Here is a 25,088-nt window from a genome sequence, read left to right as displayed (position 1 = left end):
TACGCTCGCGCCATGCATACCGTCCCGATCACCCCGGTCCGTCTGACGGCCGGTCCGCTCATCCTGCGCCCCTGGGCGCCCGAGGACGCGGCCGTGCTGGCGGCGCTGTACGACGACGCGGCCCTGCGCCGCTGGGCGAGCGCGCCCGTGCACGACGGGCCGAGCGCGGCGCGCTGGCTGGCGGAGCAGCGGCACGGCTGGGAGACCGGCGAACGCCTCGCGTTCGCCGTGGAGGAGGACGCCCGGCCGGCGGGCCATGTCGTACTCAAACGGCCGGCCTCGACCGCCGCCACGGCCGAGGTCGGCTACTGGACGGCGGCCCACGCGCGGGGCAGGGGAGTGGCCCCGCGCGCCCTGAGGGCGCTGGCCGACTGGGCCTTCACCACCTTCGCCCGGGACGGCCTGACCCGCCTGGACCTGCTGCACCAGGTCGACAACACGGCCTCCTGCCGGGTCGCGGAGAAGAGCGGGTTCGCGCTGTTGGGCCTGCTCCCCGCCGCACCGCCGGACTTCCCCCTGGACGGCCACCTGCACATACGGGAGGCACCCCGCGCCACATGATCGCAACCGGAACGCCTGTTCCCCTCGTCCTCCCCCTCAACATCGAACACGCGGCTGCCCCGAGGGAGTCGACGGGCGAAGGGGAGCCGGCATGGAACGCGCGGAACCGCAGGAACCGGTGACCGAGGCGGACGCCGCCACCCCGGAACCGGACCCCGAGGAGCAGCCCGGCACACGCCGCAGACCCTGGGTCCGGTGGGTCCGGCGCGGCGCCCTCGGGGTCGTGCTCCTCCTGGTCGTGCCGCTCCTCGCCATCGAGACCGCCCTGCGGATCAACTACATGGGAGACCCGGCGGACACCGCGTACAGCCGCGACCGGGACGCCATGTGGCTCGGGCATGCCTGGGTCGACGGGCGGAAGAAGGACGCGGACGTCACCGCGCTCGCCCGCCGGCTCGAGGACACCGGCATCCGCGACCTGTACGTCCACTCCGGGCCGCTGGAGCACGACGGCACCCTGCCGAAGTCCAAGTACCCCCGCGCCCGTTGGCTGATCGACGCCGTGCACCGGGAGCTGCCCGGCGTCCGGGTCCAGGCCTTCCTCGGCGATGTCCTCGCCACCGAGGGTCCCGACGGCATGCGTCTGGACCGCGCCGCCACCCGCGCCGCCGTCGTCACCTCCGCCCGCCAGGTGCTCGACGCCGGCTACGAGGGCGTCCACCTCGACCTGGAGCCCCTGCACTCCGACGACCAGGACTACCTCGCCCTCCTGGACGGCCTGCGCGCCGTCACCCGCGCCCAGGACGCCCAACTGTCCGTCGCCGCACACCAGATCGACCCGCTGCCCGGCCTCCACACCGTCGCCGGTCTCTTCGCCGACCACCCCAAGTGGTGGTCCCAGAAGTTCTTCGGCCAGGTCGCCCGGCGCGTCGACCAGATCGCCGTGATGTCGTACGACACCGCGCGTCCCCTGGAGAGCACCTACGGCGGCTACGTGGCCCAGCAGACCTCCCTCGCCCTGGAGGTCACCCCGCCCACCACCCACCTGCTGATGGGGCTGCCCTTCTACTACGAGAGCGACTTCAGCCACTGGGGCCACGCCGAGACCGTCGCCGCCGCCGTCCGGGGCGCCCGCCTCGGCCTCTCCCGGACCGACCCCGACCGCACACTCTTCGGCCTCGCCCCCTACATCGACTTCGCGGCATCGGAGACCAACTGGAAGGAGTACAAGGAGGGCTGGCGACGCCCTACCGCCTCCTGATCTTCGAGCCCAGCCATACCAGCGGGTCGTACTTGCGGTCTGCCGCGCGTTCCTTCAGGGGGATCAGGGCGTTGTCCGTGATGTGGATGCCCTCGGGGCAGACCTCCGTGCAGCACTTGGTGATGTTGCAGTAGCCGAGGCCGTGTTCGTCCTGGGCCGTGCGTTTGCGGTCCAGGCCGGTTTCGTCGGCCGCGTCCAGGGGGTGCATGTCGAGTTCCGCGACCCGCATCAGGAAGCGGGGGCCCGCGAACGCCGGCTTGTTCTCCTCGTGGTCGCGGACCACATGGCAGGTGTCCTGGCACAGGAAGCACTCGATGCACTTGCGGAACTCCTGCGAGCGGTCCACGTCCTCCTGCATCATCCGGTACTCGCCCGCCGCGACCCCCTCGGGCGGTACGAAGGAGGGGACCTCGCGGGCCTTGGTGTAGTTGAAGCCGACGTCCGTCACCAGGTCCCGGATCACCGGGAAGGCCCGCAGCGGCGTCACGGTGATCGTCTCCGCGCGGTCGAACACCGACATGCGGGTCATGCACAGCAGCCGGGGGCGCCCGTTGATCTCCGCCGAGCACGAACCGCACTTGCCCGCCTTGCAGTTCCAGCGGACGGCGAGATCGGGGGCCTGGGTGGCCTGGAGGCGGTGGATGATGTCCAGGACCACCTCGCCGTCGTTCACCTCGACCCCGAAGTCCTCCAGGCCGCCGCCCTGCACGTCCCCCCGCCACACCTTGAAGCGGGCCTCGTAGCTGCTCACTCGTAGAGCTCCTCTTCGGCGAGGTATTTGACCAGCTCATCCTTCTCGAAGAGGGCGAGCAGGTCGGGGCGGACGGGTTCGGTGGTCTCACGGGTGAGGGCGATCTGGCCGCGCACCGAGTCGGTGCCGGCGAGACCGCCGGTGGGGTCGGTGAGCGCGCACAGCAGGTTCACGTTGCGCCAGGAACGCTCCATCGCGGAGTGGTCCTCACGCGTGTGCCCGCCGCGCGACTCGGTGCGCTCCAGCGCGGCCCGGGCCACGCACTCGCTGACCAGCAGCATGTTCCGCAGGTCCAGGGCGAGGTGCCAGCCCGGGTTGAACTGCCGGTGCCCCTCGACACCGGCCCGCCGGGCCCGTACCCGCAGCTCGGCGAGCTTGGCCAGGGCCTGTTCCATCTCGTGCTCGCGGCGGATGATGCCGACCAGGTCGTTCATCGTCTGCTGGAGCTCCTGGTGCACGCTGTACGGGTTCTCCGGCGGCCCCTCCACGGGTTCCTCGCCCTCCGCCGAGAACGGGCGCAGCGCCTCCGCGGCGGCCGTGTCGACCTGGGCGTCGTCCACCCGGGGCCGTGCCGCCCCGCCCGCGTACTCGGCCGCGTGCCATCCCGCCCGGCGCCCGAACACCAGCAGGTCGGACAGGGAGTTGCCGCCGAGCCGGTTGGAGCCGTGCATCCCGCCGGCCACCTCACCGGCCGCGAACAGCCCCGGCACCCCGCGCGCCGCCGCCGAGTCGGAGTCGACGGCGATGCCGCCCATCACGTAGTGGCAGGTCGGCCCCACCTCCATCGCCTCCGCCGTGATGTCGACGTCCGCCAGCTCCTTGAACTGGTGGTACATGGAGGGCAGCCGGCGTTTGATGACCTCGGCGGGCATCCGTGTGGACACGTCCAGGAACACCCCGCCGTGCGGCGAGCCGCGGCCCGCCTTGACCTCGGCGTTGATCGCGCGGGCCACCTCGTCGCGGGGGAGCAGTTCGGGCGGGCGCCGGTTGCGGTCGGGGTCGTCGTACCAGCGGTCGCCCTCGTCCTCGGACTCGGCGTACTTCTCCTTGAAGACGTCCGGGATGTAGTCGAACATGAACCGCTTGCCCTCGGAGTTGCGCAGCACCCCGCCGTCCCCGCGCACCGACTCGGTGACGAGGATGCCCTTCACCGACGGCGGCCAGACCATCCCCGTCGGGTGGAACTGCACGAACTCCATGTTCAGCAGCGGGGCCCCGGCCAGCAGCGCCAGCGCGTGCCCGTCGCCGGTGTACTCCCACGAGTTCGACGTCACCTTGAACGACTTGCCGATCCCGCCGGTCGCGACGACGACGGCGGGCGCCTCCATGACGAAGAAGCGGCCGGACTCGCGCTCGTAGCCGAAGACGCCCGAGACCCGCGGCCCGTCCTTCAGCACGCGCGTGACCGTGCACTCCTGGAAGACCTTCAGCCGGGACTCGTAGTCCCCGGTCTCGCGGAAGTCCTCCTGCTGCAGCGAGACGATCTTCTGCTGGAGGGTGCGGATCAGCTCCAGGCCCGTACGGTCGCCGACGTGCGCGAGGCGCGGGTACTCGTGGCCGCCGAAGTTGCGCTGCGAGATCCGGCCGTCCTTCGTACGGTCGAACAGCGCGCCCCAGGTCTCCAGCTCCCACACCCGCTGCGGCGCCTCCTGGGCGTGCAGCTCGGCCATCCGCCACTGGTTGAGGAACTTCCCGCCGCGCATGGTGTCGCGGAAGTGGACCTTCCAGTCGTCGCCGGAGTTGACGTTCCCCATCGCCGCCGCGATGCCGCCCTCCGCCATCACGGTGTGCGCCTTGCCGAACAGCGACTTGCAGATCACCGCCGTACGGGCGCCCCGTGCGCGTGCCTCGATCGCGGCGCGCAGACCGGCGCCGCCGGCCCCGACCACGACGACGTCCCACTCCTGTCGGTCGACCACGGACATCAGTCAAAGCCCCCAGCTAGAAGAAGCGCGGATCGTCGAAGACACCGGACGCGACGAGGTAGACGTAGAAGTCGGCGAGCGCCACGCTCAGCAGCGACGCCCAGGCGAGCTGCATGTGCCGGGCGTTCAGCCGCCCCACCCACTGCCACATCCGGTAGCGCACCGGATGCTTCGAGAAGTGCTTCAGCTTGCCGCCGACGATGTGCCGGCAGGAGTGGCAGGAGAGGGTGTACGCCCAGATCAGCGCGATGTTCAGCAGGAAGACCAGGGTGCCCAGACCCATGTGGCCCCACGCGTAGTGCTCGTCGCGGAAGGCGAGCACGGTGTCGTAGGTCAGGATGCCGGCGACGAGGATCGCCGCGTAGAAGAAGTACCGGTGGATGTTCTGCAGGATGAGCGGGAAGCGGGTCTCCCCCGTGTACGTGGCATGCGGTTCGGCCACCGCGCAGGCCGGCGGGGAGGCCCAGAAGCCCCGGTAGTACGCCTTGCGGTAGTAGTAGCAGGTCAGCCGGAAACCGAGCGGGAAGATCAGGATGATGATCGCCGGTGAGATGCCCCACCAGCTCCCGAACAGCTCCCAGTTCGGCCCGGACCGCATCGGCTCGCAGTTCTCCGCGAGGCACGGCGAGTAGAACGGCGAGACGTACGGCGCCGCGTAGTAGTCGGTGTTCGCGAAGGCCCGCCAGGTCGAGTAGACGATGAAGGCGAGCAGCCCGGCCGCGGTGGCGGCCGGGGCCAGCCACCAGCGGTCGGTCCGCAGATGCGGGGCGGCGATCGCGGCGCGCGTGCCGTCACGCACGCCGCCGGTTCGGGGACGGGGTTCGGTGGCAGGAGGTTCCGTGCCTGTGGCCACTGGTCCACTCCGGTAGGGGTCGGGGGGAGACCGCGTTCGGCGGGGGTCAGGGAGCGCGACGGTCGCGGGCGCCGAGCCCCTCGTCGTCCGTGTCCACCCACAGCGAGGGGTCGTACGGCGTGTCGGAGATGGTCACGAGGTCCGGGCGCCGCTGCGGGGCCGACGGGGCGGGGGCCGCCTCCCGCAGCAGCGCGATGCTCTCGCGCAGATGGTTGGTGTCGGAGCGGACGCGGCGCATCTCCAGTCCGCCGCTGCCCATTTCCTTCTCCAGGCGCCCCACCGACCGGATCAGGTCGTCGAGACAGCGCTGGACCGATGTCAGTTCGTCGTGCACGGACATGACTTGCCCTCACTTCCACGGGTCCTTCGAGGCCCAAGGCGGCAACGTTCATGCGCCTGCGAGTGTTGCGCGTCACACCTTGCGCTGTGAAGGGATGTGCATCGATTGATCGGGGCGTACGAGTGCTCCGTTCGACACTTTGCGCCGCACGGGTGGGCTTGCCGTCCGTGAACGCCGTGTCGCCCGGAGTTGCCGAACCCTTTCCTCTTCAGTGGGCCGCATACATCGGATGAGCTCCAAATACCACCAAAAGTGATCGTAACGCCCGCCGCTTCCCGGAGGTACCCAGAGATGTCCTACGACGGCGTCGGCCCGCGCGCCGCTCTGCGCTCGGTCGCCTTCCTCACGGCGGGCGTGCTCACGGTGCCCGCGTTGGCCGGATGCGGTTCCGACGACGACCCGGCGGGCAAGCCCCTCGCACGAGCGGACATCGCACGCGCGGACCGGGCCCGGATCACCGACGGAGGCACCCTGCGCTGGGCCGTGGACACCGTCCCCGACACCCTGAACACCTTCCAGGCGGACGCCGACACCACCACCGCCCGGATCGCCCAGGCCGTGCTGCCGTCGATGTACCGGATGGACAGCCGCGGCCGGCCGGTGCGCGACCCCCACTATCTGGACTCCGCCGAGGTCGTCGACACCGAGCCGAAACAGGTGGTGCTCTACCAGCTCAGCCAGCAGGCCGTCTGGAGCGACGGCCGCGAGATCGGCGCCGCCGACTTCGCCGCCCAGTGGCGCGCCCTGTCCGGCAGGGACACCGCCTACTGGACCGCCCGCAACGCCGGCTACGACCGCATCGAGAAGATCGAACGCGGCAAGGGGAACCTCGAGGTCAAGGTCACCTTCAGCCGCCCCTACGCCGACTGGAAGTCGCTGTTCACGCCCCTGTACCCGAAGGAGGTCATGGGCACCCCGGACGCCTTCAACGACGGCGCCCGCAAGAAGCTCAAGGTCACCGCCGGGCCCTTCACGGTGAAGAAGGTCGACACCGAGGAGGACGAGGTCACCCTCGTCCGCAACGCGCGCTGGTGGGGCGACCCGGTGAAGCTGTCGAAGATCGTGCTGCGGGAGGTGCCCCGCGACAAGCGGGTCTCCGCGCTCAGCGCCGGCACCGTCGATCTGGCCGAGATCGATCCCTCCGCCGCCGACCGCGTCACCGCCGCCGCGCTGCCGCACAGCGAGAGCAGCCCGCTGGCCGGCCCCGGCGCCCACCGGTCCGCCGCGGACGCGCTGCGCTCCTGGGCCGTCGCCAACGGCTCCGACGAGGAGGCCGCCGACGAGGAGCTCTCCGCCCGCAAGAAGCTGCGCAGGAAGGCCGAGAAGTACGCCCGTCAGCAGAAGGCCCTCAGCGGCTTCGAGGTACGCAAGTCACTGGAGCCCGCCTACACCCAGCTCGCCCTCAACGGCTCCGAGGGCCCCCTCGCCGACGAGCGGGTCCGCCGTGCCGTGGCCCGCGCCCTGGACCGGCAGGACATCGCCGAGACGGTCCTGAAGCCGCTGGGCCTGCCCGCCGAGCCCCTCGGCAGCCACCTCGCGCTGGCGGGGCAGGCCGCCTACGCCGACGGCAGCGGCGCCCTCGGCAAGCAGGACGCCAAGGAGGCGCGGGCGCTCCTCACGGACGCGGGCTGGGTGCCCGGCGGGCCGGTGAAGGAGAAGAAGAAGGAGACGGAGGAGGAGGCGGCCGGCCCGGAGGGCGAGTCCGAGTCCGATTCCGAGGGCGGCGACGACGGTACGTACATCGTCGGCGAGGACAACCGCAACGGCGACGACAAGGGCCCGCGGGACTCCGGCACCGGCACCCGGCAGGGCGGCGCCCCCGGCGCCTACGCCCCCAAGGGCACCGCCGCCCCGGCCCGCGCGGGCGGCGCCCGCCTCGCGAAGGACGGCAAGGCGCTCACCCTCCGCTTCGTGCTCCCCTCGGGGCCGGGCTCGGACACCCTGCGCACCGTGGCCGACCGCATCGCGGGGATGCTGGACCGGATCGGCATCGGCACGGAGATCACCAAGGTCGACGACGAGAGCTACTTCAAGGACCACATCGCCTCCGGCGACTACGACCTCGCCCTGTACTCCTGGCCCGCCACCGCCTACCCCGCCACCGACGCCCGCCCCGTCTACGCCAAGCCCGTCCCGGCCGCCGACGGCTCACTGAACGTGGAGCAGAACTACACCCGCGTGGGCACCGACCAGGTCGACCAGCTCTTCGACCAGGCCATGACCACGCTGGACGCCTCCGAGCGCAGCGCCCTGCTCCGCAAGGCCGACTCCCGCATCTGGGCGGCGGCCGGCTCCATCCCCCTCTACCAGCGCCCCCAGCTCACCGCCGTCCGCAAGGATCTGGTCAACACGGGAGCGTTCGGTCTGCGGACGCCGGTGTACGAGGACATGGGCTTCCTGAAGAAGTCCGCTCCGGGACCCAAGGGCTCCCCGGGCGCGAAGGGCGGCGCGTCGCCGGACGGGGACTGACGCGCGCACACGAGAGCGGCACACCCCCCGCCGGGGGTGTGCCGCTCTCGTGCGTGCCTCGGATCAGCCGTGCTTGGCGCGGCTCGCGGCGCGGGCGCGCTCGCGGGCGTCCAGGTTCACCTTGCGGATACGGACCGCCTCCGGGGTGACCTCCACGCACTCGTCGTCGCGGCAGAACTCGAGGGACTGCTCCAGCGACAGCTTGCGCGGCGGGACGATCGCCTCGAAGGAGTCGGCCGAGGACGACCGCATGTTGGTGAGCTTCTTCTCCTTGGTGATGTTGACGTCCATGTCGTCGGAGCGGGAGTTCTCACCGACGATCATGCCCTCGTACACCTCGGTGCCGGGGTCGGTGAAGAGCACCCCGCGCTCCTGGAGGTTGGTCATCGCGAACGCGGTGACCGCGCCGGCGCGGTCGGCGACCAGGGAGCCGTTGTTACGGGTGGTGAGGGTCCCGAACCAGGGCTCGTGGCCCTCGTGGATGGAGTGGCCGATGCCCGTGCCGCGGGTCTGCGTCAGGAACTCCGTACGGAAGCCGATCAGACCGCGCGAGGGCACCACGAACTCCATGCGCACCCAGCCGGAGCCGTGGTTGGACATGTTGTCCATCCGGCCCTTGCGGACGCCCATGAGCTGGGTGACCGCGCCCATGTGCTCCTCGGGGACGTCGACGGTCATCCGCTCGACCGGCTCGTGGACCTTGCCGTCGACCTCCTTGGTGACCACCTGCGGCTTGCCGATGGTGAGCTCGAAGCCCTCGCGGCGCATCTGCTCGACCAGGATGGCCAGCGCCAGCTCGCCGCGGCCCTGCACCTCCCAGGCGTCGGGGCGCTCGGTGTCCAGGACGCGCAGCGAGACGTTGCCGATGAGCTCGCGGTCCAGACGGTCCTTGACCTGGCGGGCGGTGACCTTGCGGTCCTTGACGGCCGCCTTGTTGTCGGCGCCCTTGCCGGTGCCGCCGCGGCCGACCAGCGGGGAGGTGTTGGTGCCGATGGTCATGGAGATGGCCGGCTCGTCCACCGTGATCAGGGGCAGCGGGACCGGGTTCTCCGGGTCGGCGAGGGTCTCGCCGATCATGATCTCGGGGATGCCCGCGACGGCGCAGATGTCACCGGGCCCGGCCTTCTCGGCGGGCTTGCGGGTGAGCGCCTCGGTCATCATCAGCTCGGAGATGCGCACGTTGGAGACGGTGCCGTCGCGCTTCATCCAGGCGACCGTCTGCCCCTTCTTCAGCTCGCCCTGGTGCACGCGGAGCAGGGCGATACGGCCGAGGAAGTTGTCGGCGTCGAGGTTGGTGACGTGCGCCTGGAGCGGGGCGTCCTCCTCGTAGGTCGGGGCGGGGATGTGCTGCAGGATCGTGGAGAAGAACGGCTCCAGGCTGGTGGAGTCCGCCGGCACCGTGCCGTCCTCGGGCTTGGTGAGGGAGGCCACACCGTCACGGCCGCAGGCGTAGACGATCGGGAACTCGATCTGCTCCTCGTCGGCGTCCAGGTCGAGGAACAGGTCGTACGTCTCGTTGACGACCTCGTCGATCCGGGCGTCCGGGCGGTCCGTCTTGTTGATGCACAGGATGATCGGCAGCCGCTGCTGCAGCGCCTTGCGCAGCACGAAGCGGGTCTGGGGGAGCGGGCCCTCGGAGGAGTCCACCAGCAGCACCACACCGTCGACCATCGACAGGCCGCGCTCGACCTCGCCGCCGAAGTCGGCGTGGCCGGGGGTGTCGATGATGTTGATCGTGATGGGCTCCCCGCCGTCCTTGGGGTGGTACTTCACCGCCGTGTTCTTGGCGAGGATCGTGATGCCCTTCTCACGCTCCAGGTCGTTCGAGTCCATCATGCGGTCGTCGACCTGGTCGAGCTGGTGCGCGGCGAAGGCGCCGGCCTGCTTGAGCATGCCGTCGACGATGGTGGTCTTGCCGTGGTCGACGTGCGCGACGATGGCGACGTTACGGATGTCGTGACGAGTCAGAGACGGTGCCATAAAAGGCGTACTCCCGGAGTGCTGAGGAATGCCCCGCACGAGCGTCTGTGGTGTGCGGGCCCTGCCGGGCTGAACACCACGGCCTCACTCCATGGTACGGGGCCGCCGAGGGGTACGCCGTCGCGATCCCGGGCGCCCCCCGCGTCACAGGAGGACCGTAAAGTGCTGTTCGGATATCGGTGTGTGCGCGAACACGTTTCGGACATGTAAACAAAAAGGTGTACCTAATTGTCCGAATTGCCGTTTTGTCTCGGAGGGTGTCAAGCGCGCGTAGGTGTCAATCTTTGCAATTTTCGCTCAAAATATGAACGGTAGGGAGATCCCTATGCCTTCCGCCCTTGACGCGCGTTGACTGGGTTGGCGAAAGTTCCCCCAAACCACAGAACCTGCCGGTATCTGTGCTGCGCTCAACTCTCCAACCCCCCGGGGGACGAACACGATGACCAGTCCAATCAAGGCCGAGGACTCCGGGTCCGCGGCTGTCTTGGACCCTGAGCTCGCGGCGACCACCGAAAACACGGTCGCCAAGGGCGTCAAGCAGCCCGAGGGTCGTTCCCCCGGCCAGTTGATGTGGCAGCGCTTCAAGCGCGACCGTACCGGAGTCGTCTCCGCGTGTGTGGTGATTTTCTTCTTCGTGGTATCCGCCTGCGCCCCGCTCATCGCGAAGGTGTACGGCAAGAACCCCTACACGCTGTACGCCCAGGAGCCGGACTTCCCGTTCCTCCTGGACGACTTCGCCATGCCCACCGGTTCCTTCGGTGGCATGTCGGGAGACTTCTGGTTCGGCGTGGAGCCCAAGCTCGGCCGTGATGTGTTCACCATGCTGCTGTACGGCATGCGGACCTCGCTGTACATGGCCGTGGTCGTGACGACACTCTGTGTGGTCACCGGTGTCGTCATCGGCATGGTCAGCGGCTACTTCGGCGGCCGTGTGGACTACTGGCTGGGACGGATCACCGACTTCTTCCTGGCCTTCCCGAGCCAGCTTTTCTTCATCGCCTTCATGCCCGTTGTGACCGCGATGTTCGTCTCTCCCGCGGACGAGACCCCCACCTATCTGCGGGCTCTGGCGATCGTCCTGGTGATGTGGGTCCTGGGCTGGATGGGCCTGGCCCGACTGGTGCGCAGCTCCGTGCTGTCGCTGGCGGACCGGGAGTTCGTCGAGGCGGCCAAGGTGTCCGGTGCCTCTCCCTGGCGCATCGTGCGCAAGGAGATCCTGCCGAACATCGTCACCCCGATCCTGGTGCAGGCCACCTACATCCTGCCGAGCACGATCCTCACCATCGCCTTCCTCTCGTTCATCGGCGTCGGCTTCGTGGAGCCGACCCCCGACTGGGGCCGGATGTTCGCCGTCGGCGCCGACGTGTACGAGCAGGACCCGATGTTCATGTTCTTCCCGGGCCTGGCGCTGGTGACCTTCGTTCTAGCCTTCAACCTTCTCGGAGACTCCGTCCGGGACGCATTCGACCCCAAGACCGGACGCTAAGTCCATTGGTGGTGGGGGAGCTGCCGCCCCCGTGCCGGGTTACCGGACCGTCAGGCAGCACTCGTGGACAACTATCGACAGGTAGGTGCATCGGCATCATGAAGCCCATCAGAACGCGCACCGCGCGTGCCATCGCCGTGGCCATCGTGGCCGGTTCTCTGGCTCTGACCGGCTGCTCCAGCGACAACGGCAGCGGCAGCAAGGGCAAGGACGACTCGAAGCAGCAGAAGGACGCCGCCGAGCAGCAGGACCCTGTCGCCTACGGTGACGCCGCCGCCTCCAACGGCCCGGCCGAGGAGATCGCCGGCGCCAAGTCCGGTGGCTTCATCAACGTCTACATGCAGTCGGACCTGTCCCACATGGACCCGGGTCAGATCTACGTCAGCGACGCCGGCCAGTTCTCCAACCTGGTCCACCGCGGCCTGACGAACTACCAGGAGGACGAGAAGGGCAACCTGACCGTCGTCGGTGACATAGCCACCGACTCCGGCAAGTCCTCCGACGGCGGCAAGACCTGGACGTACACGCTCAAGGACGGCATCAAGGACGAGGACGGCAACGCCATCACCTCGGCCGACGTCCGCCACACCATCGAGCGCCAGTACTCGAAGGTCATCTTCGACGGTCCGACGTACGTCCAGACCTGGCTGTCGGGCTCCGACTACCGCAAGGCGCTGCCGGACGGCCCGTACAAGGGCAAGCACCTGCCGGACTCCGTGCTGGAGACCCCGGACGACAAGACGGTCGTCTTCCACTTCAACCAGCCGCGCCCCGACCTGCCGCAGGCCATGGCCATGGCCGGTTACGCCATCGTGCCCGAGAAGCAGGACACGAAGGAGAAGTACGACGACGCCCCCGCCGCGCTCGGCCCCTACAAGATCGCCGAGTACAAGGCCGGCAAGTCGATGAAGCTGGTCAAGAACGACCAGTGGGACCCGAAGACGGACTCGGTGCGCCACCAGTACGTCGACGGCTACAACTTCACCTCGACGATCGACCAGCCCAGCCAGACCAAGCGTCTGATCGCCGACCAGGGCGAGGCCAAGAACGCCATCCAGTTCACGGACTCGGTCGACCCGGCGCAGCTGTCCACGGTCATCGGTGACGCCGGGGCGAAGAAGCGCACCATCCAGGGCTACCAGCCCTACGTGTGGCAGCTGACCTTCAACCTGGACCGCGTCAAGGACAAGAAGATCCGCGACGCGATCACCTACGCCATCCCGAACCAGTCCATGGTCCAGGCGGACGGTGGCCGCTACGGCGGTGAGGTCGCCGGCGGTCTGCTCGCCCCGACCCTGCCGAACTTCGACCCGACCTACGACCCGTTCGGCAAGCTGAAGAAGCCCAACGGTGACATCGCGAAGGCGAAGGAGCTGCTGAAGGAGGCGGGTGTCAAGGAGGGCACGAAGCTCACCTACGCCTACTCCAACACCCCGCGCGGCCAGGCCCAGCAGGTCATCATCAAGGACGCGCTCGGCAAGATCGGCTTCGACGTCCAGGCCAAGGAGATCGACCGGGCCAGCTTCTACGAGCAGGTCGGCAAGCTGGACAACCCGTACGACATCTACATGACCGGCTGGGGCCAGGACTGGTCCTCGCCGTCCACGGTCATCACGCCCGTCTACGACGGCACGCAGGTCCAGGACGGTGCGTCGAACTACTCGCACATCGACGACGCGCAGGTCAACGAGCTGATCCAGAAGGCCCTGACGCAGGAGCCGGAGGAGGCCGCCAAGACGTGGGAGCAGGCGCACAAGCGCATCGTCGAGGAGATCAACCCGGCTGCCCCGGTCTACTACTCCAAGCAGATCCAGCTCTACGGATCGAACATCGGTGGCGCCCGGTACAGCACGGAGTCGAGCTACATCGACATCAACGACCTGTACCTGAAGCAGCCGTAAGCCGTCAGTTCGGCTGACCGCGGGGGTGTGCGCCAGGCGGAGCGCACCCCCGCGGACGGTTCCCCCTCCCCGCCGCCGCGTTTCGAAGAGAGCATTCACCCGCCATGCTTCAGTTCCTCATCCGCAGGCTGATCGGCGCCGTCGTCATCATGTTCCTGATCGGCGCCTTCACGTTCTTCCTGTTCTATACGGTCCCCCAGGACTTCGCTGCGCTGTCCTGCGGCAAGAACTGCTCGCCCGAGAACCTCGCGGTGATCCGGGAGAACCTGGGCCTGGACAAGCCCATCACCACCCAGTTCTGGGAGTTCATGTCGGGCATCGTGTCCGGCCGCGACTTCCCGCAGGGGCACTGCTCCGCGCCGTGCCTGGGTGTCTCCTTCGACAGCGGCAACTTCGTCTGGGACTCCATCGTCGACCGTTTCCCGCTGACGCTGTCCCTGACCGTCGGCGGCCTGGTGATCTTCCTGACCCTGGGCCTCGGCTCGGGTCTGCTCGCCGCCTGGAAGCGCGGCACCGTGGTCGACAAGCTCGTCTCGGGCGCCTCGATCGTGCTCAGCTCGTTCCAGATCTACCTGCTCGGCCCGATCGTCCTCGGCATCCTGGTGTACAGCAGCGGCATCATGGAGAACCCGAAGTACCACCCGTTCACGGAGAACCCGGGAACCTGGGCACTCGGACTGCTCATCCCCTGGGTCGTGATGGCCACCATCTTCACCGCCCAGTACACGCGTATGTCGCGCTCGACCATGATCGAGCAGCTCCAGGAGGAGCACGTCCGCACCGCCCGCGCCAAGGGCATGTCCCAGCGGTACGTCTTCTTCCGCTACGCCTGGCGCGGCTCCCTCATCCCGATCGTCACCATCCTCGGCATCGACCTCAGCGCCCTGCTGGCGGGCGCCGTCGTCACGGAGTTCACCTTCGACCTGCCCGGCCTCGGCCGGCTCGCGGTCGACTCCTCGCTGACCAAGGACCTGCCGCTCACGATGGGCATCATGCTGTTCGGGGCCTTCTTCATCCTGATCCTGAACATCATCGTTGACCTCGCCTACGCTTACATCGACCCGCGCGTGCGGCTCAGCTAGGAGTAACCCCGTGACCACTCTGACCAAGACCGAAGGGGAGAAGGCCCCGACCGGGCCGGACTCCTTCCTCTCGGTCCGCGACCTGCGGGTGCGGTTCTCCACTGAGGACGGCATCGTCAAGGCGGTCGACGGACTGTCCTTCGACGTCGAACGCGGCAAGACCCTCGGCATCGTGGGCGAGTCGGGCTCCGGCAAGTCCGTGACCAACCTGACCGTGCTCGGGCTGCACAACCCCAAGTCCTCCACCGTCGAGGGCGAGATCCTCCTCGAGGGGCAGGACCTGGTCACCGCCTCCGAGAAGGAGATGGAGAAGCTCCGCGGCAACAAGGTCGCGATGATCTTCCAGGACCCGCTGACGGCGCTCTCGCCGTACTACACGGTGGGCCGGCAGATCGCCGAGCCGTACATGAAGCACACCGGCGCCTCCAAGAAGGAGGCGCGGGCGCGGGCCATCGAGATGCTGACCAAGGTCGGCATCCCGCAGCCCAAGACGCGTGTGGACGACTACCCGCACCAGTTCTCCGGCGGTATGCGCCAGCGCGCCATGATCGCCATGGCGCTGGTCTGCGACCCCGACCTGCTGATCGCCGACGAGCCGACCACGGCCCTCGACGTGACGGTCCAGGCGCAGATCCTCGACCTGCTCAAGGACCTCCAGCAGGAGTTCGGCTCCGCGATCATCTTCATCACCCACGACCTCGGCGTCATCTCCGACATGGCCGACGACCTGCTGGTGATGTACTCGGGCCGGGCCGTGGAGCGCGGCAGCGTCCGCGAGGTGCTGCGCGAGCCCAAGCACCCCTACACCTGGGGCCTGCTCAGCTCGATGCCTCGCCTCGGCGGCGACACCGACCAGGCGCTGAACCCGATCCCCGGGTCCCCGCCCAGCCTGCTGAACCCGCCCTCCGGCTGCCCCTTCCACCCGCGCTGCGCCTTCACGGACCAGGTGTCGGGGGACCGCTGCAGCACCGAGCGCCCGGCGCTCGGCGAGGGCCGCGCCGCCGCCTGTCACCTGACGGCGGAGCAGAAGCAGACCATCTTCTTCGACACGATCCAGCCCCGGCTGCGCTAGGGAGAGATCCGAGACATGAGCGACAACCTCACCCTCCCCGCACAGCAGGGCTCCACCGGGGCGTCCACCGAGACGCTGCTGAAGGTGGAGGGCCTGACCAAACACTTCCCGATTTACGGCGGCTTCCCGATCAAACGGAAGGTCGGCGCCGTCCAGGCCGTCGACAACGTCGACCTGACCGTCGGCGTCGGCGAGAGCGTCGGCCTGGTGGGTGAGTCGGGCTGCGGCAAGTCGACCACGGGCCGGCTCATCACCCGGCTCCTGGAGCCGACCGGCGGCAGGATCGAGTACGCCGGCCAGGACATCACGCACGCCTCGCGGCGGCAGCTGGCGCCCGTGCGGTCCGAGATCCAGATGATCTTCCAGGACCCGTACTCGTCGCTGAACCCGCGGCAGACCGTCGGCACCATCATCAAGTCGCCGATGGAGGTCAACGGGATCGACCCGGCGGGCGGCCGGGAGAAGAAGGTCCGCGAGCTGCTCGAGCTCGTCGGCCTGAACCCGGAGCACTACAACCGCTTCCCGCACGAGTTCTCCGGCGGTCAGCGCCAGCGCATCGGCGTCGCCCGCGCGCTCGCGCTCAACCCGAAGCTGATCGTGGCGGACGAGCCGGTCTCCGCGCTCGACGTGTCGATCCAGGCGCAGGTCGTCAACCTGCTGAAGAAGGTCCAGGACGAGCTGGGCATCGCCTTCCTGTTCATCGCGCACGACCTCGCGGTGGTCCGGCACTTCTCGCATCGCGTGGCCGTGATGTACCTCGGCAAGGTCGTCGAGGTCGGCGACCGGGACTCCATCTACAACCGGCCCCGGCACCCGTACACGCACGCCCTGCTGTCGGCCGTGCCCGAGGTCGCCATGGACGACGAGGAGGAGAACCGGGAGCGCATCCGGCTCTACGGCGACGTCCCCTCGCCGATCTCGCCGCCGTCCGGCTGCCGCTTCCGCACCCGCTGCTGGAAGGCGCAGGACAAGTGCGCGACGGAGGAGCCCCCGCTGCTGCAGATCTCCGGCAACCGGGAGAACCACCTGACGGCCTGCCACTTCCCGGAGGACCCCACCACGGAGGCCCGTGCCGAGGACGTCGTCCTCGACCCGGCGCTGAAGGCCCTGGAGCAGACCTCCGCGAAGAAGGACTGACCCGGCGTCGGACACGGCTGCTGCCGTCCGCCCCTCACAGGGGTGGACGGCAGCAGCCGTTTTCGCGCAAAAGGCTGGAGTCCGCCCCGTACAGGTGCCGTGCGAGTGCGTGCCGCCCCCTTTGCCCCGATATTGGCGTAAAGGATCAGCGCGCGTACTCAGCACACGTACGAGGAGGCACCCATGCGCGGAGCCACACACGCCGGATGGGCCGTCTGCGCGGTGGCGGTCGCCCTGGCCGCGACCGCCTGCGGAGGCGGCGGGGACGGCGGCAGCGGTGACGCCGGTGCCGTACTGAGCGCCTCCTGGGGCGACCCGCAGAACCCGCTCGAGCCGGCCAACACCAACGAGGTCCAGGGCGGCAAGGTCCTCGACATGATCTTCCGGGGGCTGAAGCGGTACGACCCCGTCACCGGCGAGGCCAAGGACATGCTCGCCGAGAAGATCGAGACCTCCGACTCGCAGAACTTCACCGTCACCGTCAAGGACGGCTGGACCTTCAGCAACGGCGAGAAGGTCACCGCCCAGTCCTTCGTCGACGCCTGGAACTACGGCGCGAGCCTGAAGAACAACCAGCGCAACTCGTACTTCTTCGGCTACATCGAGGGCTACGACAAGGTCCACCCCGAGGACGGCAGCGAGCAGACCGCGGACACCCTGTCCGGGCTGAAGGTCACCGGCGACCTCACCTTCACCGTCAAGCTCACCCAGAAGTTCTCGACGTTCCCCGACACCCTCGGCTACAACGCCTTCGCCCCGCTGCCGAAGGCCTTCTTCGACGACCACGACGCCTGGGTGAAGAAGCCCGTCGGCAACGGCCCCTACCTGGTCGACTCGTACAACCGCGGCTCCCAGATGGCGCTGCGCAAGTGGGACGACTACCCGGGCTCCGACAAGGCGCAGAACGGCGGCGTCGACCTCAAGGTCTACACCGACAACAACACCGCCTACACCGATCTGCTGGCCGGCAACCTCGACCTGGTCGACGACGTGCCCGCCGCCCAGCTGAAGAACGTCAAGAACGACCTCGGCGACCGCTACCTCAACACCCCCGCCGGCATCATCCAGACCCTCGCCTTCCCGTTCTACGACGACGCCTGGAACCAGTCCGGCTCGGCGAAGGTCCGCCAGGGCCTGTCCATGGCGATCGACCGGGGGCAGATCACCGACACGATCTTCCAGCAGACCCGCACCCCCGCCACCGACTGGACCTCACCCGTCCTCGGCAAGGACGGCGGCTTCCAGGACGGCCTGTGCGGAAAGTTCTGCGAGTTCAACCCCGACGAGGCGAAGAAGCTCGTCCAGGAGGGCGGCGGGCTGCCCGGCGGCAAGGTGACCATCACCTACAACGCCGACACCGGCTCGCACCGCGAATGGGTCGACGCCGTCTGCAACTCCATCAACAACGCGCTGGACAACGAGCGCGCCTGCACCGGCAACCCGGTCGGCACCTTCGCCGACTTCCGCAACCAGATCACCCAGCAGAAGATGAGCGGCCCCTTCCGCGCCGGCTGGCAGATGGACTACCCGCTCATCCAGAACTTCCTCCAGCCGCTCTACTACACCAACGCCTCCTCCAACGACGGCAAATGGTCCGACGAGAAGTTCGACGGCCTCGTCGACCAGGCCAACCGGGAGACCGATCAGCAGAAGGCCATCAGCCTGTTCCAGCAGGCCGAGGAGGTCGTCCGCGACAACATGGCCGCCATCCCGCTCTGGTACCAGAACGGCAGCGCCGGCTGGTCGGACCGGCTCTCCGACGTCAAGCTCAACCCCTTCAGCGTCCCCGTCTACGACCAGATCAAGGTGAGCTGAGCCGCCATGGGGCGCTATGTCGTCCGGCGGCTGCTCCAGATGATCCCGGTGTTCATCGGGGCCACGCTGCTGATCTTCCTCATGGTCAACGTGATGGGCGACCCCATCGCGGGCCTGTGTGGCGAACGCCGGTGCGACCCGGCCACGGCCGCCCAGCTGGAGAAGGAGTTCGGCCTCGACAAGCCCGTATGGCAGCAATACCTGACCTACATGGGGAACGTCTTCACCGGCGACTTCGGCACCGCCTTCAACGGCCAGGAGGTCACCGAGCTGATGTCGACGGCGTTCCCCGTCACCATCCGGCTCACCCTCATCGCGATCCTCTTCGAGATCGTCATCGGCATCACCCTCGGCGTGGTCACCGGACTGCGCCGGGGCCGCCCGGTCGACACCGGCGTCCTGCTGTTCACCCTCGTCGTCATCTCCGTGCCCACCTTCGTCACCGGTCTGCTGCTGCAACTGCTGCTCGGCGTGAAGTGGGGGTGGATCCGGCCCTCGGTCTCCTCCGAGGCGCCCTTCGACGAGCTGATCCTGCCCGGCCTGGTCCTCGCCTCCGTCTCCCTGGCCTACGTCACCCGGCTGACCCGGACCTCCATCGCCGAGAACCGGCGCTCCGACTACGTCCGTACCGCCATCGCCAAGGGACTGCCCCGGCACCGGGTGGTCGTCCGGCACCTGCTGCGCAACTCCCTCATCCCGGTGGTCACCTTCATCGGCGCCGACATCGGCTTCCTGATGGGCGGCGCCATCGTCACCGAGCGGATCTTCAACATCCACGGCGTGGGCTACCAGCTCTACCAGGGCATCCTGCGGCAGAACACCCAGACCGTCGTCGGCTTCGTCACCGTGCTCGTCCTGGTCTTCCTGGTCGCCAACCTCGTCGTCGACCTGCTCTACGCCGTACTCGACCCGAGGATCCGCTATGCCTGACGGACGTCACGAAGAGGAACAGGCCATCGCGGGCACCGGGATGGGCGGCACCATGGACCTGGGCGTCGACGAGGCCGAGACCCTGGAGAAGCGGCCCGAGGGCCCGGACGGCTCCGGGCCGCAGGACAAGCCCCGCTCGCTGTGGTCCGACGCCTGGCGCGATCTGCGCCGCAACCCCGTCTTCATCCTCTCCGGCCTGGTCATCCTCTTCCTGGTCTTCATCTCCCTGTGGCCCTCGGCGATCACCTCCGGCAGCCCCCTCAAGTGCGACCTGTCCAAGGCCCAGGAGGGCTCCCAGTCAGGCCATCCCTTCGGCTTCGACGGCCAGGGCTGCGACGTCTACACCCGGACCGTCTACGGGGCCCGTACGTCCGTCGCCGTCGGCGTCCTGGCCACCCTGGGCGTGGCGGTCCTCGGGAGCGTCCTGGGGGCTCTGGCGGGCTTCTTCGGGGGCATCTCGGACTCCGTCCTGTCCCGCATCACCGACGTCTTCTTCGCCATCCCCGTCGTCCTCGGCGGACTGGTGCTGCTCTCCGTCATCACCAGCAACACCATCTGGCCCGTCATCGGCTTCATCGTGCTGCTCGGCTGGCCGCAGATCTCCCGCATCGCCCGCGGCGCCGTCATCACCGCCAAACAGAACGACTACGTGCAGGCCGCGCGGGCGCTCGGCGCCTCCAACTCCCGTCTGGTGCTGCGGCACATCGCGCCCAACGCCGTCGCCCCGGTCATCGTCGTCGCGACCATCGCGCTCGGCACCTACATCGCCCTGGAGGCGACCCTGTCGTACCTCGGCGTCGGTCTGAAGCCGCCCAGCGTCTCCTGGGGCATCGACATCTCCGCCGCCTCCCCGTACGTCCGCAACGCCCCGCACGCGCTGCTGTGGCCCTCCGGGGCGCTCGCGATCACCGTCCTGGCGTTCATCATGCTCGGCGACGCGGTGCGCGACGCCCTCGACCCGAAGCTGAGGTGAGCGGCCGTGCTGCTCGAAGTGCGCGACCTGCACGTGGAGTTCCGCACCCGGGACGGGATCGCCAGGGCCGTCAACGGCGTCAGCTACGGCGTCGACGCGGGCGAGACCCTCGCCGTGCTCGGCGAGTCCGGCTCCGGCAAGTCGGTGACCGCGCAGGCCGTCATGGGCATCCTCGACATCCCGCCCGGCCGGATCACCGGCGGCGAGGTGATCTTCCAGGGCCGGGACCTGCTGAAGCTGAAGGAGGAGGAACGCCGGCGGGTCCGGGGCGCCGAGATGGCCATGATCTTCCAGGACGCGCTGTCGTCGCTGAACCCCGTCATCTCCGTCGGCGACCAGCTCGCCGAGATGTTCACCGTGCACCGGGGCATGTCCCGCAAGGACGCGCGGGCCAAGGCCGTCGAGCTGATGGACCGCGTGCGCATCCCGGCCGCGCGGGAGCGGGTCAGGCAGTACCCGCACCAGTTCTCCGGCGGTATGCGCCAGCGCATCATGATCGCCATGGCGCTGGCCCTGGAACCGGCCCTGATCATCGCCGACGAACCGACCACCGCCCTCGACGTCACCGTCCAGGCCCAGGTCATGGAACTGCTCGCGGAACTCCAGCGCGAGCTGCGCATGGGCCTCATCCTCATCACCCACGACCTGGGCGTGGTCGCCGACGTCGCCGACCGCATCGCCGTGATGTACGCGGGCCGGATCGTCGAGTCCGCCCCCGTGCACGACATCTACAAGGCGCCGGCCCACCCGTACACGCGCGGCCTCCTCGACTCCATCCCCCGCCTGGACCAGAAGGGCCAGGAGCTCTACGCCATCAAGGGCCTGCCGCCCAGCCTCACCCACATCCCGCCGGGCTGCGCCTTCCACCCCCGCTGCCCGCTGGCCCGGGACGTCTGCCGCACCGACGAGCCGCCGCTGTACGAGGTCTCGGCGACGCGGGGGAGCGCCTGCCACTTCTGGAGGGAGTGCCTGAATGGCTGAGCCGATCCTGGAGGTCCGTGACCTCGTCAAGCACTACCCGCTGACCCAGGGCATCCTCTTCCGCAAGCAGATCGGCGCCGTACGGGCCGTCGACGGCGTGGACTTCGCCCTCGGCCGGGGCGAGACCCTCGGCATCGTCGGCGAGTCCGGCTGCGGCAAGTCGACGGTCGCGAAGATGCTGGTCAACCTCGAACGCCCGACGGGCGGTTCGATCCGCTACAAGGGCGAGGACATCACCCGTCTCTCGGGCCGTGCGCTGAAGGCCGTACGCCGCAACATCCAGATGGTGTTCCAGGACCCGTACACCTCCCTCAACCCCCGTATGACGGTGGGCGACATCATCGGGGAGCCGTACGACATCCATCCCGAGGTCGCGCCCAAGGGGGACCGGCGGCGGAAGGTGCAGGAGCTGCTGGACGTCGTCGGCCTCAACCCGGAGTACGTCAACCGCTATCCGCACCAGTTCTCCGGCGGTCAGCGCCAGCGCATCGGCATCGCCCGGGGGCTGGCGCTGCGCCCCGAGGTGATCGTCGCCGACGAGCCCGTCTCCGCGCTGGACGTGTCGGTACAGGCCCAGGTCGTCAACCTGATGGACCGGCTGCAGAGCGAGTTCGGTCTCGCCTACGTGTTCATCGCGCACGACCTCTCGATCGTCCGGCACATCTCCGACCGGGTCGCGGTGATGTACCTCGGCCGGATCGTGGAGACCGGCACCGACACCGAGATCTACGAACACCCCACGCACCCCTACACCCAGGCCCTGCTCTCCGCCGTCCCCGTACCGGACCCCGAGGCGCGGGAGCACCGTGAGCGGATCATCCTCACCGGCGACGTCCCGTCCCCGACGAACATCCCCTCCGGCTGCCGCTTCCGCACCCGCTGCTGGAAGGCCCGGGGGACGGACGCGGAGACGGGCCGGTGGAGAAGCACGGCGACGGGCCGGTGGACGGACGCGGAGACGGGCCGGTGGAGAAGCACGGCGACGGGCCGGGGTGACATGGCGGCACCCCGGCCCGTTTACGGCACCCGCACGGCCGTACGCTGATCAGCGTGCCGTGTCCGTATATCGGTACCGCTTCCGTGGGGTTGCGTGTGCGTTAACGCGCTTCGTCCCCGTTCGTGAGCCCCAGCGAGCGCTTCAGGAAGCCGAGTTGGAGCCGGAGCAGGTTCTCGGCGACCTCCTCCTGCGGGGTCATGTGGGTGACGCCGGACAGGGGCAGCACCTCGTGCGGCCGGCCGGCCGCCAGCAGGGCCGAGGACAGCCGCAGTGAGTGGGCGACCACCACGTTGTCGTCCGCGAGCCCGTGGATGACGAGCATGGGGCGGTGCGGTTCGGCGGCGCCGACCAGGCCCGCGTCGTCGATCACCGAGTTGCGGCGGTACACCTCGGGCTGCTCGTCCGGGTGGCCGATGTAACGCTCCTGGTAGTGGGTGTCGTAGAGGCGCAGGTCGGTGACCGGCGCGCCCACCACGGCCGCGTGGAAGACGTCCGGGCGGCGCAGGGCCGCGAGGGCCGCCAGATAGCCGCCGAAGGACCAGCCGCGGACGGCGACCCGGCCCAGGTCGAGGGGGAAGTCGGCGGCGAGCGCCTGGAGCGCGTCCACCTGGTCCTGGACGACGATGTCGGCGAGGTCGTCCCGGACGGACTTCTCCCAGGCGGGCGAACGGCCGGGCGTGCCACGCCCGTCGGCGACGATCACCGCGAACCCCTGGTCCGCGAACCACTGCGAGGTCAGATGCGGGTTGTGCGCGGCGAGCACCCGCTGGCCGTGCGGACCGCCATAGGGGTCCATGAGTACCGGCAGAAGGGTGTCACCGGCGTAGTCCCGAGGCATAAGCACGGCGCACGGAATATTGCGTGCGCCCCCCTGGGTCAGGGTCAGACGAGGGGACATACCGGGGTCTTCGGCGTACGACGGGACAGTCGCCGTCGGTTTCCCGTCACGCAGCACCTGGACCCGCGAACCTGGCCGGTCCGGGGTCGCGGAGACGAGCACGGTCACGCTCCCGGCGCGGATCGCCGAGTGTACGCCGGGCTCCTGGGAGACCCGCTCCACACCGAGTTCGTTCACCCGGTAGACGTGCACCTCGCCGAGTTCCGGATCGGCCGCCTCCGCGCCCGCCGACGCCGAGACCAGCACATCGTCGGCGGTGACGTCGAGCACGGCCCGGATGTGCAACTGCGGTCCGGTGAGCGGTCGTTCACCTACGGCGAGTCGTCGCGCTCCCCCCTCGTCCGCGATCCGTACCAACTGCCCGGAAGGGCTCCAGCAGGGCACCCCGGGGAAAAGTTCCAGCCAAGTTGGATCTTCGTCGGCGTGCACCATCCGAGTCGCCCCGGAGCCCGGGTCCACCGCCAGGATCAGCTGGCCGCGCTGGTCGCGCGCCTGTACGAGCAGCAGCGGTGCACCCGCCGCTGACCAGTGCACACGCGCCAGATACGGGTACCGCGCCCGGTCCCAGGAGACCTCCGTGCGATGGCCGTCGAGGTCGATCACGAACAGCCGTACGTCCGCGTTCGGGGTGCCGGCCGCCGGGTACGGCACCCGCTGCGGCTCCCGGTCCGGATGCGCCGGGTCGGAGATCCACCAGCGCCGTACCGGCGTGTCGTCCACGCGCGCCACCAGCAGCCGGTCCGACTCCGGGGCCCACCAGAAGCCCCGCGAGCGGCCCATCTCCTCGGCCGCGATGAACTCCGCCAGCCCGTAGGTGACGTTCTCCGACTCCGGGGTGGTGAGGGCGCGTTCGCCCGCCCCCTCGGCCTCCACGACCCGCAGCGCACCCCGCGCGACGTAGGCGACGTACCGCCCGTCCGGCGAAGGCCGGGGGTCGATCACCGGTCCGGGGACCCGCAGTTCGCGCGCCGTGCCGGCCCGCAGCTCGGCCGTGAAAAGCCGCCCTGACAAGGCGAAAGACGCCAACTCCACGGCCGCGTCGGTGGCGTAGCCGACGATGCCGGCACCGCCCTCACGGCTGCGCTCGCGGCGTGCCCGCTCCTCCGCGGGGAGGTTCTCGGGGGTCCCGCCCAGGAGGGCGTGCGGGTCGGCCGCCACGCGCTCCCCGCCCCCTTCCGGATCGAGGACCCACAGTGAGTTCGCCCGGTCCGTACCGGAACCGGAGCGCAGGAACACGACACGTGAACCGTCCGGGGCCACGCTGAACGAACGCGGCGCGCCGAGGGTGAAGCGGAGGGTGCGGGCGTGCCGTCGGGGGAAGGAGTCCGTCTCGGTCGTCATGCCTTGACCATATTGGCCATGCGCCCCCTTGTGCGGCCGTGCGCCGATCGATGCGCACGTACGGATAGTTATGATCGTTAGCGCATAGTGGGTATGAACCTGCTGGCTGCTGTGTCGCTCTACCTGCCCCCATGTTCCTACGTCCCCCTTACCCCCGCGCCCTGGGACCTTTGGAGGTGAACCGCCGTGGCACTCTCGATTTCGGCGGTGGTGCTGCTGGCGATCATCGTCTTCCTGCTGATCAAGAAGTCGGGCCTCAAAGCAGGGCACGCGGTCGTGTGCATGCTGCTCGGCTTCTATCTCGCCTCGTCGACGATGGCGCCCACGATCAGCGAGCTGACGACCAACATCGCGGGGATGATCGGCAGCATCAACTTCTGAGCGGCCCGTCTTCC

Annotated in this window: 20 protein-coding genes; 14 read left to right on the top strand and 6 right to left on the bottom strand. The window is 69.1% G+C overall.

Going from position 1 to position 25,088, the window contains the following annotated elements; all coding sequences use genetic code 11:
* The first annotated feature begins 12 nt into the window (after window positions 1-12).
* Together IF28_RS0116570 and IF28_RS0116565 are read left to right on the top strand one after the other, a co-directional pair.
* Window positions 13-561, top strand: coding sequence for a GNAT family N-acetyltransferase (locus IF28_RS0116570; RefSeq protein ID WP_030220268.1), 549 nt, complete (start codon window positions 13-15; stop codon window positions 559-561).
* A gap of 91 nt (window positions 562-652) precedes the next feature.
* Window positions 653-1,762: a glycoside hydrolase family 18 protein gene (locus IF28_RS0116565; RefSeq protein WP_037893413.1), complete on the top strand. Its 1,110-nt coding sequence runs from the start codon at window positions 653-655 to the stop codon at window positions 1,760-1,762.
* Here the strand turns inward: IF28_RS0116565 and IF28_RS0116560 are convergent.
* Genes IF28_RS0116560 through IF28_RS0116545 form a run of 4 tightly spaced genes read right to left on the bottom strand, consistent with a single transcriptional unit; the run spans window position 1,749 to window position 5,631 of the window.
* Window positions 1,749-2,513: a succinate dehydrogenase/fumarate reductase iron-sulfur subunit gene (locus IF28_RS0116560; protein ID WP_030220262.1), complete on the bottom strand. Its 765-nt coding sequence runs from the start codon at window positions 2,511-2,513 to the stop codon at window positions 1,749-1,751. The genes IF28_RS0116565 and IF28_RS0116560 overlap by 14 nt on opposite strands.
* Entirely contained in the window at window positions 2,510-4,438 is a 1,929-nt protein-coding gene (locus tag IF28_RS0116555) for a fumarate reductase/succinate dehydrogenase flavoprotein subunit (RefSeq protein ID WP_030220260.1), read from the bottom strand. Before IF28_RS0116555 ends, IF28_RS0116560 begins: the two co-directional genes overlap by 4 nt.
* A 16-nt stretch (window positions 4,439-4,454) precedes the next feature.
* Complete coding sequence (locus tag IF28_RS0116550; protein ID WP_030220255.1) at window positions 4,455-5,291, bottom strand: hypothetical protein; 837 nt, start codon at window positions 5,289-5,291, stop codon at window positions 4,455-4,457.
* A 46-nt stretch (window positions 5,292-5,337) separates the two neighbouring features.
* Window positions 5,338-5,631, bottom strand: coding sequence for a hypothetical protein (locus tag IF28_RS0116545; RefSeq protein WP_030220253.1), 294 nt, complete (start codon window positions 5,629-5,631; stop codon window positions 5,338-5,340).
* A gap of 291 nt (window positions 5,632-5,922) precedes the next feature.
* Here IF28_RS0116545 and IF28_RS0116540 point away from each other — a divergent pair, with 291 nt between their 5' ends.
* Window positions 5,923-8,100, top strand: a complete 2,178-nt coding sequence (locus IF28_RS0116540) for an ABC transporter family substrate-binding protein (RefSeq protein ID WP_030220252.1) — start codon at window positions 5,923-5,925, stop codon at window positions 8,098-8,100.
* 63 nt (window positions 8,101-8,163) lie between these two features.
* Here IF28_RS0116540 and typA read toward each other — a convergent pair whose 3' ends face one another.
* Window positions 8,164-10,080 (bottom strand): translational GTPase TypA, encoded by a 1,917-nt coding sequence (gene typA / locus IF28_RS0116535; protein ID WP_030220251.1) that lies wholly within the window; start codon window positions 10,078-10,080, stop codon window positions 8,164-8,166.
* A 439-nt stretch (window positions 10,081-10,519) separates the two neighbouring features.
* Between typA and IF28_RS0116530 the strand changes: the two genes are divergently transcribed.
* The 10 genes from IF28_RS0116530 to IF28_RS0116485 all read left to right on the top strand — a co-directional run bounded on the left by IF28_RS0116530 (window position 10,520) and on the right by IF28_RS0116485 (window position 22,502).
* On the top strand, window positions 10,520-11,566 hold the full coding sequence (locus IF28_RS0116530) for an ABC transporter permease (protein ID WP_030220250.1): 1,047 nt from the start codon (window positions 10,520-10,522) through the stop codon (window positions 11,564-11,566).
* 98 nt (window positions 11,567-11,664) lie between these two features.
* Window positions 11,665-13,467, top strand: a complete 1,803-nt coding sequence (locus IF28_RS0116525) for an ABC transporter substrate-binding protein (RefSeq protein ID WP_030220249.1) — start codon at window positions 11,665-11,667, stop codon at window positions 13,465-13,467.
* A 104-nt stretch (window positions 13,468-13,571) separates the two neighbouring features.
* Window positions 13,572-14,549, top strand: a complete 978-nt coding sequence (locus IF28_RS0116520; protein WP_030220246.1) for an ABC transporter permease — start codon at window positions 13,572-13,574, stop codon at window positions 14,547-14,549.
* Between the two features lie 10 nt (window positions 14,550-14,559).
* A complete protein-coding gene (locus IF28_RS0116515) occupies window positions 14,560-15,621 on the top strand; it encodes an ABC transporter ATP-binding protein (RefSeq protein ID WP_030220243.1) in 1,062 nt (353 codons plus the stop codon).
* 15 nt (window positions 15,622-15,636) lie between these two features.
* The gene (locus tag IF28_RS0116510; RefSeq protein WP_030220224.1) at window positions 15,637-16,758 is read left to right on the top strand and encodes an ABC transporter ATP-binding protein; all 1,122 of its coding nucleotides are present in this window, start codon (window positions 15,637-15,639) and stop codon (window positions 16,756-16,758) included.
* A 183-nt stretch (window positions 16,759-16,941) separates the two neighbouring features.
* Window positions 16,942-18,573, top strand: a complete 1,632-nt coding sequence (locus IF28_RS0116505; RefSeq protein ID WP_030220222.1) for a peptide ABC transporter substrate-binding protein — start codon at window positions 16,942-16,944, stop codon at window positions 18,571-18,573.
* A gap of 6 nt (window positions 18,574-18,579) precedes the next feature.
* On the top strand, window positions 18,580-19,503 hold the full coding sequence (locus IF28_RS0116500) for an ABC transporter permease (protein ID WP_030220208.1): 924 nt from the start codon (window positions 18,580-18,582) through the stop codon (window positions 19,501-19,503).
* The gene (locus IF28_RS0116495) at window positions 19,496-20,476 is read left to right on the top strand and encodes an ABC transporter permease (RefSeq protein ID WP_030220206.1); all 981 of its coding nucleotides are present in this window, start codon (window positions 19,496-19,498) and stop codon (window positions 20,474-20,476) included. Before IF28_RS0116500 ends, IF28_RS0116495 begins: the two co-directional genes overlap by 8 nt.
* Before the next feature lie 6 nt (window positions 20,477-20,482).
* A complete protein-coding gene (locus tag IF28_RS0116490; RefSeq protein ID WP_030220204.1) occupies window positions 20,483-21,457 on the top strand; it encodes an ABC transporter ATP-binding protein in 975 nt (324 codons plus the stop codon).
* Window positions 21,450-22,502 carry a dipeptide ABC transporter ATP-binding protein gene (locus IF28_RS0116485; protein ID WP_324616051.1) on the top strand — a complete coding sequence of 351 codons (1,053 nt, stop codon included), beginning with the start codon at window positions 21,450-21,452 and terminating at the stop codon, window positions 22,500-22,502. The genes IF28_RS0116490 and IF28_RS0116485 overlap by 8 nt, the downstream gene beginning before the upstream one ends.
* 52 nt (window positions 22,503-22,554) lie before the next feature.
* Here the strand turns inward: IF28_RS0116485 and IF28_RS0116480 are convergent, their stop codons facing one another.
* Window positions 22,555-24,693 carry a S9 family peptidase gene (locus IF28_RS0116480; RefSeq protein WP_030220200.1) on the bottom strand — a complete coding sequence of 713 codons (2,139 nt, stop codon included), beginning with the start codon at window positions 24,691-24,693 and terminating at the stop codon, window positions 22,555-22,557.
* Between the two features lie 186 nt (window positions 24,694-24,879).
* Here IF28_RS0116480 and IF28_RS0116475 point away from each other — a divergent pair, with 186 nt between their 5' ends.
* On the top strand, window positions 24,880-25,074 hold the full coding sequence (locus tag IF28_RS0116475) for a hypothetical protein (protein ID WP_030220198.1): 195 nt from the start codon (window positions 24,880-24,882) through the stop codon (window positions 25,072-25,074).
* The last annotated feature ends 14 nt before the right edge of the window (window positions 25,075-25,088 follow it).

Origin of the sequence: Streptomyces sp. NRRL WC-3626 (assembly GCF_000718785.1) — a bacterium.
GTDB classification, from domain to species: domain Bacteria; phylum Actinomycetota; class Actinomycetes; order Streptomycetales; family Streptomycetaceae; genus Streptomyces; species Streptomyces edwardsiae.
Note: the sequence above shows the minus strand (reverse complement) of the source record. Positions and strands in the feature narration are given on the sequence as shown.

What these genes read in the sequence shown, in the direction of transcription:
- IF28_RS0116570 (WP_030220268.1), top strand. Translation starts at nt 13, where the DNA reads ATGCATACCGTCCCGATCACCCCGGTCCGTCTGACGGCCGGTCCGCTC.
- IF28_RS0116565 (WP_037893413.1), top strand. Translation starts at nt 653, where the DNA reads ATGGAACGCGCGGAACCGCAGGAACCGGTGACCGAGGCGGACGCCGCC.
- IF28_RS0116555 (WP_030220260.1), bottom strand. Translation starts at nt 4,438, where the DNA reads ATGTCCGTGGTCGACCGACAGGAGTGGGACGTCGTCGTGGTCGGGGCC.
- IF28_RS0116545 (WP_030220253.1), bottom strand. Translation starts at nt 5,631, where the DNA reads ATGTCCGTGCACGACGAACTGACATCGGTCCAGCGCTGTCTCGACGAC.
- IF28_RS0116540 (WP_030220252.1), top strand. Translation starts at nt 5,923, where the DNA reads ATGTCCTACGACGGCGTCGGCCCGCGCGCCGCTCTGCGCTCGGTCGCC.
- typA (WP_030220251.1), bottom strand. Translation starts at nt 10,080, where the DNA reads ATGGCACCGTCTCTGACTCGTCACGACATCCGTAACGTCGCCATCGTC.
- IF28_RS0116530 (WP_030220250.1), top strand. Translation starts at nt 10,520, where the DNA reads ATGACCAGTCCAATCAAGGCCGAGGACTCCGGGTCCGCGGCTGTCTTG.
- IF28_RS0116525 (WP_030220249.1), top strand. Translation starts at nt 11,665, where the DNA reads ATGAAGCCCATCAGAACGCGCACCGCGCGTGCCATCGCCGTGGCCATC.
- IF28_RS0116520 (WP_030220246.1), top strand. Translation starts at nt 13,572, where the DNA reads ATGCTTCAGTTCCTCATCCGCAGGCTGATCGGCGCCGTCGTCATCATG.
- IF28_RS0116510 (WP_030220224.1), top strand. Translation starts at nt 15,637, where the DNA reads ATGAGCGACAACCTCACCCTCCCCGCACAGCAGGGCTCCACCGGGGCG.
- IF28_RS0116505 (WP_030220222.1), top strand. Translation starts at nt 16,942, where the DNA reads ATGCGCGGAGCCACACACGCCGGATGGGCCGTCTGCGCGGTGGCGGTC.
- IF28_RS0116500 (WP_030220208.1), top strand. Translation starts at nt 18,580, where the DNA reads ATGGGGCGCTATGTCGTCCGGCGGCTGCTCCAGATGATCCCGGTGTTC.
- IF28_RS0116495 (WP_030220206.1), top strand. Translation starts at nt 19,496, where the DNA reads ATGCCTGACGGACGTCACGAAGAGGAACAGGCCATCGCGGGCACCGGG.
- IF28_RS0116485 (WP_324616051.1), top strand. Translation starts at nt 21,450, where the DNA reads ATGGCTGAGCCGATCCTGGAGGTCCGTGACCTCGTCAAGCACTACCCG.
- IF28_RS0116480 (WP_030220200.1), bottom strand. Translation starts at nt 24,693, where the DNA reads ATGACGACCGAGACGGACTCCTTCCCCCGACGGCACGCCCGCACCCTC.